General features: G+C 69.6%; 10 protein-coding genes. 8 read left to right on the forward strand and 2 right to left on the reverse strand.

The window, feature by feature from the left end:
* Positions 1–47: 47 nt before the first annotated feature.
* Positions 48–1,070, reverse strand: coding sequence for a CDF family Co(II)/Ni(II) efflux transporter DmeF (gene dmeF, locus ACUN0C_RS02325; RefSeq protein ID WP_445464694.1), 1,023 nt, complete (start codon positions 1,068–1,070; stop codon positions 48–50).
* Positions 1,071–1,319: 249 nt separating this feature from the next.
* On the opposite strand from dmeF, the gene ACUN0C_RS02330 reads away from it, so the two are divergent.
* From ACUN0C_RS02330 to ACUN0C_RS02345, 4 genes are all read left to right on the forward strand, one after another.
* Positions 1,320–1,679, forward strand: coding sequence for a hypothetical protein (locus ACUN0C_RS02330; protein WP_445464695.1), 360 nt, complete (start codon positions 1,320–1,322; stop codon positions 1,677–1,679).
* Positions 1,680–1,738: 59 nt separating this feature from the next.
* Positions 1,739–2,314, forward strand: a complete 576-nt coding sequence (locus tag ACUN0C_RS02335; protein WP_445464696.1) for a hypothetical protein — start codon at positions 1,739–1,741, stop codon at positions 2,312–2,314.
* Positions 2,315–2,460: 146 nt separating this feature from the next.
* Positions 2,461–4,830, forward strand: a complete 2,370-nt coding sequence (locus tag ACUN0C_RS02340; RefSeq protein WP_445464697.1) for a sensor histidine kinase — start codon at positions 2,461–2,463, stop codon at positions 4,828–4,830.
* On the forward strand, positions 4,827–6,416 hold the full coding sequence (locus ACUN0C_RS02345; protein ID WP_445464698.1) for an ABC transporter substrate-binding protein: 1,590 nt from the start codon (positions 4,827–4,829) through the stop codon (positions 6,414–6,416). Before ACUN0C_RS02340 ends, ACUN0C_RS02345 begins: the two co-directional genes overlap by 4 nt.
* A gap of 59 nt (positions 6,417–6,475) precedes the next feature.
* Here the strand turns inward: ACUN0C_RS02345 and ACUN0C_RS02350 are convergent, their stop codons facing one another.
* Positions 6,476–8,065 carry a gamma-glutamyltransferase family protein gene (locus ACUN0C_RS02350; protein WP_445464699.1) on the reverse strand — a complete coding sequence of 530 codons (1,590 nt, stop codon included), beginning with the start codon at positions 8,063–8,065 and terminating at the stop codon, positions 6,476–6,478.
* A 163-nt stretch (positions 8,066–8,228) separates the two neighbouring features.
* Here ACUN0C_RS02350 and ACUN0C_RS02355 point away from each other — a divergent pair, with 163 nt between their 5' ends.
* From ACUN0C_RS02355 to ligD, 4 genes are all read left to right on the forward strand, one after another.
* Positions 8,229–8,729, forward strand: coding sequence for a MarR family winged helix-turn-helix transcriptional regulator (locus ACUN0C_RS02355; protein WP_445464700.1), 501 nt, complete (start codon positions 8,229–8,231; stop codon positions 8,727–8,729).
* Positions 8,730–8,829: 100 nt separating this feature from the next.
* Entirely contained in the window at positions 8,830–9,909 is a 1,080-nt protein-coding gene (locus ACUN0C_RS02360) for an ATP-dependent DNA ligase (RefSeq protein ID WP_445464701.1), read from the forward strand.
* Entirely contained in the window at positions 9,909–10,814 is a 906-nt protein-coding gene (locus ACUN0C_RS02365; protein ID WP_445464702.1) for an alpha/beta fold hydrolase, read from the forward strand. Before ACUN0C_RS02360 ends, ACUN0C_RS02365 begins: the two co-directional genes overlap by 1 nt.
* Positions 10,801–11,682 carry a non-homologous end-joining DNA ligase gene (gene ligD / locus ACUN0C_RS02370; RefSeq protein ID WP_445464703.1) on the forward strand — a complete coding sequence of 294 codons (882 nt, stop codon included), beginning with the start codon at positions 10,801–10,803 and terminating at the stop codon, positions 11,680–11,682. The genes ACUN0C_RS02365 and ligD overlap by 14 nt, the downstream gene beginning before the upstream one ends.
* Positions 11,683–11,734 lie beyond the last annotated feature (52 nt).

Consider the following 11,734-nt stretch of genomic DNA (forward strand, 5'->3'; position numbering starts at 1 on the left):
CAAGCCGGTTGCGAAATCCGTCCGGTCTGCGGCACGAGGGTTTCGCCTCACGCAGCCGAACTCAGCCGGCTCGTGCAAGGCTGCACCTCGACGGTGACGTGGGAGAGTTGCGGCAGCCCGGCGAGCTTCGCCTTGTACTGGTCCGGCGCCTGCGGGCGATCGGACACGATTGCGGCAATGACCGCGATATGGCCCGGGCCGACGCGCCAGACATGCAGGTCCGATACGCGATCTCCGCCGGTCTCCAGGCGTCGCCTGACCTCCTCGGGGATGTGCGGATCGGGGACGGTATCGAGAAGGACCGATCCGGCGCCCTTCAGGAGGGTCCAGGACCAGCGGGCGATCACGATGCCCCCGACGATGCCCATGGCGGGATCCATCCAGAGCCAGCCGTAGAAGCGACCGGCAAGGAGGGCGACGATGGCGAGCAGCGAAGTCAGTGCGTCGGTGAGGACGTGGAAATAGGCGGACCGCAGGTTGTGGTCTTCGTGGTGCGCATGGTGATGGTGGGCTGCGTGAGAATGGCCATGGCCGTCGCCGTGATGGTCATGACGGTGATTGCGGGCGCTGGCACCGTGATCGTGATCGGCATGGTCATGGCCGTGGCCGTGAGAACCTCCGTGGAGAAGCCATGCGCTCACCAGGTTGACGCCGAGGCCAAGGCTCGCGACGAAAATGGCTTCCTCGAACCGGATCGCGACGGGTGCGCCGAGCCTGATGAAGGATTCAAAGGCGATGAGCACGGCGACCACGGCGAGGATCATGGCGCTCGAATACCCGGCCAGTTCCCCGAGCTTGCCGGTACCGAACGCGAAGCGCTCGTCGCGGGCGTGCCGCCTCGCGTAGCGGTATGCGAATGCGGCGATGGCGAGCGCCCCGGCATGGGTCGCCATGTGAAAGCCGTCCGCAAGGAGCGCCATCGAGCCGAACGCCCATCCGGCCGCAATCTCCCCCACCATCATGCCGGCCGTCAGGGCTATGACCAGCCAGGTGCGACGCTCGTTGCGGGCATGATCCGCGCCGAGAAACACGTGCTCGTGCTGCCACGGCGAAATGGAACGGGTATGCAATTCGACCTCCGCCTCATGCGAACGCCACCCCAAGATCGGGATTGGGCGGCACTCGTCAATGGTGAAGCGGCAACCGCTGTCCGGCTGTGCAGCCGAAGCGAGCGCGGCCCCTCTATTGCTTCGTTGCGGCGCCGGCGAAACAAATCGCCAAGATTCGGCATGCAATCCCTCGGCCGGCGAAAAACGCCTGCAACGCTCCGTCTCTAAAAACCGGATCCGAACGAGGCGGAAAGCTTCGGGGAGGCGCACATGAACGGTCTCAGCATTCAGCTCGCCGCCGCCGGCACGGTGCTTGCGGCCAGCGTCGTCGCGTGGACGTGGAGCGGGCCGAGCGGCGCAGCGCAGGCCGGGGCGATGATGATCCCCAAGCACGAGGCGCGCCACCCGTCCTTCAAGAGCGCGACCGCCTTCGCGGTCGGTCCCGCCGTCGCGACCGCCGACCCCGCACGCAAGGGCGACCGGCTGGACGGCTGCCCCGGGGAGACCTGGCCCAATCTCTCGGCGGGTTGCCTCGGGGCGGCTGCCGAACCCGCGCGCACCGTCACCGTCGAGTACCGCACGAAGCCGGCAACCTCGGTGCTGGTGCGGCTGCCGGCCATGCGGGACTGAGGCGACCAAGCAGACCGGGAAGAGCCGGGACAACCGGCCGAAGACGCAGAGGGAAGCGCATGCCGTTCACGAGCCCGACGAGACCGATCATCCGCCGCGGCCGCGAAAGCGAGCTCCCGCTCGTCGATCACCTCTATCGTGCCTCGCTTCTTTGCCTGCTGGCCCGTGAAGCGGCGGACGGCATGGCCGGTTTCGGCCGAGCGTCGGCACTGCCCGCAGACATCGTCCCGCTTGGCGGCGGCTTCTTCGTTGCCGAGGAGAATGGCGCGCTGATCGGCGGGCTCGGATGGCGGCCGAATGCGGGTCCGGGGACGGATCCCCTCATCGCGCAGCGTGGCAGCCGAGCGTTCGGCCCGGACGTCGTGCGATCTGCGGTCGTGCTCGGCTTCTTTGTCGTTCCGGACCAGGGCGCGACGGCGGTGGCGCGCCGCCTCATGACCTGGCTCGAAGTCGATGCCGGCCGCGCCGGCTTCAACCGGGTCGTGGCCGTCGTCCACCCGCTGATGGCGGACATTCATTCGGAGATCGGCTTCTGCGTCGAGCGGGTTGTTCGCTGGGACAAGGTGTCCGGACGTTCGCTCTCGCTCCTCCAGATGCACAAGCGGATTCCCGCAACCATTCCGGCGGCCGCGTGAGCGTCGTGCGGCTCGTGCGGACCGTGGGCGGCGACGCTTCGGCGTCTCCGGAACGGGCGGAGCGGGGCGCAGCCCTCGCGGGGACTGCAGATCCGGCGCAATCTGCTATGCTTCCGTCAGGGAGAAGGGGAACCGGCGTCGCCGGCATGCGCATCAGGTACAAGATCCTGCTCGTGGGCGGCATTCCGATTGCGCTCGCCGCCGCGATCGCGCTCGCCGCGATTCTGCTCCTTAACGAAGCCGACCGGGCGCGCAGCGGCGCCGTTCTGGCAGGCACCGTCTACCGTACGTTGATCGCCGGTGCGAATGCCCGCGACGACTACATCGGCGCGCTCCCTTCCGAGCGGGCCGAGCATGCCGCCGCCTTTTCCTCCCTCACCGCAAGCGCGGGCAAGGACCTTGTCGCGCTCGCGGCCATTGTGCGCGACCCGGACCACCGGAACGGCGTCGCAGCCGCGCAGGAGGCGCTGACCCTCTACCAGGACCGGATGGGGCAACTCATCGAGCTGACCGCGCGCAACGATGCGCTGGTCGCCGAGATGGCAGCCCGCGCGACCGGCCTGATCGGGCTCACGGACCAGGCCCGCGACCGCCAGCATGCGTCCAACGCCGACATCGTGGCCTCGCTCGCCGAACGCGACGCGCAGCTCCGCGCCGCCCGGGACATCGTCGACCGCACGCACGAGCTGCTGGTGGCGCTCGGCGACGTGCGCGTTCAGAGGGCGCTCCTGACCCGGGCCGACAATGCCTTGCGTTCCGAATACGGCCAGGCGTTGACCTTTGCCCTTGCGCGTCTCAGGAACGCGGCCGCCGGGCTCGGCTCCGTCCTGCGCCAGGGTGGGGATGAAGGGCTGGCGGCGCGGCTCGATGCGCTCGTCGCCGCGAACGAGGCGGGGACAAGCCCGTGGGCCCGGGAGGAGCCCGAGCGGCCGGGCACCGGGCGGGCGAGGCTGCAGTTGCCCGAGGTGGCGCTCAATGAATGGGCCGACCGCCTCCTCAAGGTGAATGCGTCGCAACAGCGGGCCCTGCACGAGGAATTGGCGGAGCTACTCACCTATTCGGTACAGGCGCACGAGACGGAACAGGCGACGCAGAACATCGCGATCGCGACGTTGAAGCTCAGCAGCCAGACCGCCGACGCGTTCGCGAACCGGCACGCAGAAACGGCCGCAGCGCTTCTGGAGGACAGCAAGCGGCTCGGCGAGACGGTCGCTTCGCTGCCGATCTCTCCCCTGATCCAGACCGAGATGATCGATGCCATCGAGCGATGGAGCGACGGCCTTGCCACGACGAGCGAGGGGCTGAAGCGGCAGAACGAAATGCTCGCCGACATGGACCGGGCGGCGCTCACCATGATGGAGGCGGCACGCTCGCTGAACGACCTCCTCACCGGCAATGCCGCGACAATAGCCGACGTGATCCGGAACATGCTGGTCGCCGGCGCGGCGATCGGCCTGTTCGTCGGCGGCGCGACGGCGCTGATCGTCGCGGGCTCGATCACCAAGCCGCTCCGCCGCCTCCAGCAGGGCATGCTGGAGCTCGCCGCCGACCGTGAGGCGGGACCGGTGCCCGAGGCAGCGCGGCGGGACGAGCTCGGCGACATGGCGCGCGCCACCAACTCGCTCGTGACCGAGATCCTGCACCGGGAACAGGCGCTGACGCGCGCCAAAGACCAGGCCGACGCTGCTCTGTCGGAGCTGCAGAAGACCCAGGCGGAGCTGATCCAGGCCGAGAAGCTCGCCTCGCTCGGACAGCTGGTCGCCGGCGTAGCGCACGAGATCAACACGCCGCTCGGCATCGCCGTCACGACATCCACGCTGATCGGGGACGAGGTCCGGCGGCTCGCCGAGTCGGCTTCCGGCGGCCAGCTCTCCCGCTCCGCCTTCGACCGCTTCCTCCAGCGGATGGCCGAAGGCTCCCAGCTTCTCTTCGCGAACCTCACGCGCGCCGCGAACCTCGTGCACAGCTTCAAGCAGGTGGCGGCCGACCAGGCGAGCGGGGAGGCGCGCACGTTCGACATGCGCGAATGGCTCGACGAGCTCCTGACCAGCCTCGGCCCGGCGATCCGGAAGTCCGGCCACACGGTCAGGATCGACTGTCCCGGCGATCTCAGCGTCGATTCCTATCCGGGGGCACTGGCGCAGGTCCTCACCAACCTTCTCATGAACGCCTTCGCCCATGCCTATCCGGAGGGCGTCACGGGGACGATCTCGATCGAGGTGCGCCGCCCGCGGCCCGGCCTGATGCGCATCGTCTTCAAGGATGACGGCAAAGGCATCCCGCCGGAGAACCTGAAGCGCGTCTTCGACCCCTTCTTCACCACCGGCCGCAGTTCCGGCAGCACCGGGCTCGGCCTTCACATCGTCTACAACCTCGTGACCAGCCGGCTGCATGGCCGGATCGATCTCGACAGCCGGGTCGGCCGGGGGACGCGCTTCATGCTCGAACTGCCGACCGTGGTCCCGGAACGCGCGCTCGACACGGCGCGCGCAACGCTTGCGGGAGCAGCCGAATGAAGAAGCACCTGCTGCCGATCCTCGCAATGGCGGCCGCGCTCGCCACCACGACCGCTTCCGCCAAGACCCTCGTCTTCTGCTCCGAAGGCTCGCCCGAGAGCCTCAACCCGCAACTGGTGACCACCTCGACCGGCATGAACGCGGCCCGCCCGATGTTCAACAACCTCGTCGAGTTCGCCCCCGGGAGCACGGATCTGGAGCCGGCGCTCGCCGAGACATGGACCATCTCGGACGACGGGCGGGAATACACGTTCCATCTGCGCTCCGACGTGCCCTTCCACGGCAATGCGAGCTTCGCGCCGACGCGGCCGCTCAATGCCGACGACGTCGTGTTCTCGCTGGTGCGGCAGTGGAAGGAGGATCATCCCTACCATCATGTGTCCGGCGCGAGCTACGACTACTTCAAGGACATGGGCATGCCGGACCTGCTCGAGTCCATCGAGAGGCTCGACGACAGAACGGTCCGGATCCGGCTGGCGCGCCCGGAGGCGCCGTTTCTCGCCAATCTTGCCATGCCGTTCAACGCGATCCTTTCGGCGGAATACGCCGAGGAGCTTCTTGCCGCCGGCACCCCCGATCGGCTCGATCGCGACCCGATCGGCACCGGGCCGTTCGTCTTCGCGGGCTACCAGGAGAACGTTGCGGTTCGCTACCGGGCTTTCGACGCCTACTGGCGCGGCCGTCAGCCGATCGACACGCTGGTCTTCTCGATCACGCCCAATCCCGCCGTCCGGCTGACCAAGCTGAAGGCCGGCGAGTGCCACGTCATGGCGTTTCCCAATCCGGCCGACGCCGGCCAGATCGAGAGCGATCCGTCGCTCCGCCTGCTGCGTCAGGAGGGCTTCAACATCGGCTATCTGGCGCTGAACACGACGAAGCCGCCCTTCGACGATGCGCGGGTGCGGCGGGCGATCAACATGGCGATCGACAAGGACGCCATCGTGGAGGCCGTCTATCAGGGTGCCGGCATCGCGGCAAAGAACCCCGTGCCCCCCACGATCTGGAGCTACAACGACCAGATCCGCCCCTATTCCTACGATCCTGCCGGCGCACGAAGGCTGCTCGTCGAGGCGGGCCATCCGGAGGGGCTCGCCGCCGATCTCTGGTACATGCCGGTGAGCAGGCCCTACATGCCGAGCGCCAAGCGGATCGCCGAGCTGATCCAGGTCGACCTCGGCAAGATCGGTGTCCGGACCGAGCTGAATACCGCCGAATGGGGCGAGTACCGCCTCAAGATGCAGGCGGGCGAGCCGATGCTGGCCCTCTACGGCTGGACCGGCGACAACGGCGATCCGGACAACTTCCTACACGTCCTGCTCGGCTGCACGGCGGCGCGCGCCGGCGGCAACAACATCGCGAAATGGTGCGATCCCGCGTACGATTCGCTGGTGACGCGCGCGAAGGAGATCGCCGACCAGGCTGCGCGCGCCAGCCTCTACAGCGAAGCGCAGTCGGTGTTCCACGAGGCGGCGCCCTGGGTCCCTCTCGCCCACTCCATCGTCATGATGGCGACGCGCGCAAACGTCCGCGGCTTCGTGATGGACCCGCTCGGGCGCCACATCTTCGAGGGCGTCGACCTCGAATGACGCCGACTGCCCGCCCCCGCGGCCAACCCGTCGCTTCGGACCGCAAAGCCCGGACCCGATCAGAGCGCCGCGACGGCTCCGTCGCTGCGTGGGTCGCTGGCGCCCTCGAGGCGCCCGTTGTCGTGGCGCAGGACTGCGCCGGCATGGCCCATCATGTCGGTGAACGGCGCGACCGTTTCGACGTCGTGCCCGGCACTGCGGAGCCGCTCCGCCAGATCGGGCGGGAAGCGCCCCTCGAGCTTCAGGTTGGTGCTCTCGGAGCCCCAGGTGCGGCCGAGCAGCCAGCGCGGCGCGCTCACCGCCGCCTGCAGCGCCATGCCGGCGGAGCGGTAGCGTGCGAACACCGCCGCCTGCGTCTGTGGCTGCCCCTCGCCGCCCATCGTGCCGTAGACGAGGCGGCGTCCGTCGTCGAAGAGGGCAAGGGCCGGATTGAGCGTGTGGAACGGCAGCCGCCCGGGCGCGAGCCGGTTTGCATGCCCCGGCTCGAGCGAGAAGCTCATGCCCCGGTTCTGCCACAGCACGCCGGTGGCCGGGCTGACCACGCCGGAGCCGAACTCCCAATAGATGCTCTGGATGAACGAGATTGCGACCCCGTCGCGGTCGATCGCCCCCATCCAGACGGTGTCGCCTTCCGCCGCGTCGTGCGGCCAGGGCGCGGCGCGCTGCGCATCCACCGCAGCCGCCATGCGGTCGAGGATATCCGGGGCGAGGAGGTCGCGCGGGTCGCAGTCCATGTAGGCCGGGTCGAAGACGCGGGCATTGCGCACGAGGAATGCCTGCTTCGTCGCCTCCACGAGGCCATGCACGAGCCCGAAATCGTCACGGGCGTCGAGCCCGAGCCGCTCGAAGATGGCGAGGATCGCGAGCGAGGACACGCCTTGCGTCGGCGGCGGCATGTTGAAGAGGCGGCACCCGGGAAGGGCGACGGAGAGCGGCTCCACGCGTGCCGCGCCAAAGGCTTCGAGATCGCGGAGCCGGACAGGGCTCCCGGCCTTGTCGAGGTCGTGCGCGAGCGTCCGCGCGATGTCGCCGCGGTAGAAATCCTGCAGCCCGGCCTCGGCGAGGCGGCGAAGCGTGCCGGCGAGCGCCGGCTGCCGCATGCGGTGGCCGGGCGCGGGCGGCCGCTCCTCCGGGAGGAAGAGCCCGGCGAAGCCGGGAACATCCCTCAGTTCGTCGAGCTTCTCGGCCGTGAGCCGCGCCTGTCCTTCCGTCACGGCGACACCGTCCTCCGCGAGCCGGATGGCGTCGGAAAGGAGATCGCGGCGCGGCGTTCGGCCGCCGAGTTCCGCGGCCAGCTGCTCCGCCTGGCCCCAGCCGGCGACGGTGCCCGCCACCGTGAGCGCCGCGGCGCCGCCGCGTGTCGGCAAGTGAGCGTGGCCGCGTTCCGCATAGTGGTCGCAGGTGGCGGCCTCGGCGGCCGGTCCGCAGGCCTGGATTCCGATCGGCGCCCGCCCCGGGGCCGCGATCAGCCAGAAGCCGTCGCCGCCGAGCGCGTTCATGTGCGGGTAGACCACGGCCACGGTCGCCGCCATGCCGATCATCGCCTCGACGGCATTGCCGCCCTCGCGCAGGATCGCCGCACCGGTCTGCGCCGCGAGGTGATGCGGTGCGGTGACCATGCCCCCGAAGGCGGAAGGAGTGTTCAGCATGACGGATTCTCGACCAGGAAGACGGGCTGGCGAGCCTAGCCGCGGCCGCTGGCCTTGGCGAGGCCGGCAAGGCGCTTGGCAGATTTCAACCCGGACTATAGGTTGTCTGGCAACGAGCAATGTCGCGCCGTGGCCATGACATGGCCGGGGGAGGGGCGAGACGATGAATCTCGACGCGCAGCTTCTCGCACCCGTACCCGAACCGGAGGCGGAACCGCTTGGGCGGCATGACCAGCTGAATTTCGGGCCGCTGGCGGATTACATCGCCTTCCATCTCCGTCTGGCCCATGACGCTTCCTTGCGCGCTTTCGGGCGCAAGGTGGGGCAGCACGATCTCCGGCCCGGCCGCTTCGCGGCGCTGATGCTGATCAAGCTCAACCCCGGCATCACGCCGATGGCTCTGAGCCGCGGCTCCGGACGCGACAAATCCACCATCACGCCGCTCCTGCGCGACCTGGAAAGCGAAGGGCTGATCGAGCGCCGGCCGGTCCGCTCCGATCGCCGCAGCCATGTTCTCGCCCTGACGCCGGCCGGCGACGAACTGCTCGACGAGCTCTCCCGGCACGCCGCCAGCCACGATGCCGAGCTCGACGCGCTCATCGGCATCGAGAACAAGGCCGCCTTTCTCGCCCACTTGCGCGCCATCGTCGACAGGTTCGGCTGAGCCCGGACGCGCGGCCGCCCGGGTGGCGTCGAGGCGGGCGGCCGGATTGGAACGGAATCCCGACCTCCCGGCGTTTCGATGGGCGGAAAGGATCGACGGGATGAGGCGGCCGGCCGGAAAGGACGACGGATCGGGTCGCGGCGCGCAGCCGCCGCCTCTCGGGGTCGATCTGCCGCCGATGGAGGCGAAGCTGGTCGAGGCGCTGCCTTCGGGGCCCGGATGGCAGTTCGAACCCAAATGGGACGGGTTCCGCTGCCTCGCCTTCCGCTCCGGCGGAGAGGTTGCGCTCCAGGCGAAGTCCGGCAAGCCGCTCGCACGATACTTCCCCGAGATTGCGGAGGTCCTGCTCGGCCTGGAAGCCGACCGGTTCGTCGTGGACGGCGAACTCGCGATCCCCGTCGGCGAAAGCCTGTCCTTCGACGCGCTCCAGATGCGCCTTCACCCGGCGGAAAGCCGGATCCGGAGGCTGGCGCGGGAGACGCCCGCGCGCTTCATCCTGTTCGACTGCCTGATGGCGCCGGGCGGCGGAAGCCTGATCGCGGAGCCGCTGTCCCGACGGCGTGCGGCGCTGGAACGCTTCGTCGAGGACAACCCGCACCCGAGCCTCCGAATCTCTCCCGCAACGCTTGACCGTGCGGTTGCCGAGGAATGGCTGAAGCGCGCCGGCGGCGCGCTCGACGGTGTGGTCGGCAAGCGCGCCGACGGCGCATACGAGCCGGGCGAGCGGGCGATGGTGAAGGTGAAGCGCCTGCGCACGGCCGACTGCGTCGTGGGCGGCTTCCGCTATGCGAGCCGCGGCCGCGACGTGGGATCGCTGCTGCTCGGGCTCTACGACGCGGACGGGCTGCTCCATCACGTCGGCTTCACGTCCGGCTTCGCCGAGCTCGACCGCGCCGCGCTCACGAAGGAGCTGGAGAGCCTGCGGGAAGGGCCGGGCTTCACCGGCCGCGCTCCCGGCGGTCCGAGCCGCTGGAGCACGGAACGCTCGGGCGCTTGGGAGCCGCTCCGGCCGGAGCTTGTGGTGGAGGTCCGCTACGACCACGTCACCGGCGACCGTTTCCGTCACGGCACCAGGCTCGTCCGGCGCCGGCCCGACAAGGCGCCGCGGCAATGCACCTTCGAGCAGCTGGAGCGCGAGGCCCGGCCGTCCGAACTCGTCCGGGCGATCGCGGGCGCCTGATGCCGCCGGACCCGCACGAGACGATCCGGGTGCCGGTCGAGCCGGGCGTCGCCCTCCATGCGGTGGTCGCGGGACCGCCCGGCGGTCCCGTCGTCGTCCTTCTCCATGGGTTTCCGGAGTTCTGGTACGGGTGGCGCAAGCAGATCGGCCCGCTTGCGCAGGCCGGGTTCCGGGTGATCGTGCCCGACCAGCGTGGCTACGGCCTCAGCGACAAGCCGGCCGGGGTTGAAGCGTATCGCCTCGACAGGCTTGCCGCCGACGTCGTGGCGATCGCCGATCGTTTCGGTGCCGAGACGATCGACCTGGTCGGCCACGACTGGGGCGGGGTCGTCGCGTGGTGGGTCGCCGCGCGTCACCCGCTTCGCGTCCGGCGGCTGGTCGTCGTCAACGCGCCCCACCCGGTCGCCGCCATCCGCTATGCCCGCAAGCACCGGACGCAACTCAGGCGGAGCTGGTACGTCGCTTTCTTTCAGCTTCCCGCCGTCCCGGAATGGCTACTCGCGCGGGGAGGGTATCGGCTGCTGCAGCGCGCGCTCACGGCCTCCGCTCCGCCCGACCTGTTCGGCCCGGCAGAGCTCGCCGCCTACCGTGCCGCCTGGAGCAGCCCGGGCGCCCTCACGGGGATGGTCAATTGGTACCGCTCCATTCGCGGCTTTCGCGCGAAGGACGCTCGGGCAAGGATCAGGTCGCCGGCCCTGATTCTCTGGGGCGCCAGGGATCCCTTTCTGGAAGCGGGCCTTGCGGAGGCCAGTGCGGCGCTCTGCGACCGCGCGACCGTGTTGCGCTACGACGATGCCGGCCATTGGGTTCAGCACGAGCGCCCCGGGCCGGTGAACGCGGCCATCCTGCAATTCCTGGACGGCGGCCGGCGAAGCTCTGGGGAGGCGGCCCATGGCGGCGGATGAGGCGATCGAGATCGCGGGAGTCCGGCTGACGAGCCCGGAGAAGGTGCTCTATCCCGAGCAGGGCATCACCAAGCGCGACCTTGCCGAGTATTATCTTGCTGTCGCCGATTTCATCCTGCCCCATGTGGCGCGCCGGCCGATCACCCTGGTGCGCTGCCCGACCGGTCGGCAGAAGAAGTGCTTCTACCAGCGCCATGCCGGCTCCGGCGTGCCGCGGGAGCTGAAGCAGGTCGCCGTGCCGGGTTTCGAGGACTCGGGCGCCTACCTCTACCTCACCGACCGCCGCGGCCTGATCGCGCTCGTGCAGATGGGCGTGCTGGAGATTCATCCCTGGGGCGCGCGCATCGACCGGACGGACCGGCCGGACCGGCTGATCTTCGATCTCGATCCCGGCGAGGGGCTCGCCTTCCGCGATGTCGTTGCGGCGGCGCGGGAGGTGCGGGCGCACCTCGCAGGCCTTGGCCTGGAAAGCTTCGTGAAGACCACCGGAGGCAAGGGCCTCCACGTCCTCGTGCCGATCGAGCGACGGCATGCGTGGCCCGAGGCCAAGGCGTTCGCCAGGCGCGTGGCGACGGACCTGGCCGAGGGTGCTCCGGGCAAGTACCTGATGCGCATCTCCAAGGCCGAACGGCAGGGGCGGATCTTCATCGACTATCTGCGCAACGATCCCACGTCGACGGCCGTCGCGCCCTATTCCACCCGGTCCCGTGCCGGGGCGCCGGTCGCCACGCCGCTTGCCTGGGCCGAACTCGATGAAGACCTCGATCCCGCGGCCTTCACGATCCGCACCGTGCCGGCGCGCATGGATCGGCTGGGTGCCGATCCCTGGCGCGACATCGCTGCCGTCCGGCAAAGGTTGCCGAAATAGGACCGGCGGCGCCGGCAGGCGTCCGGCGCAAGCTTGGACCTCCGGCAGACGC

The sequence above is a fragment of the Faunimonas sp. B44 genome, from assembly GCF_052655945.1.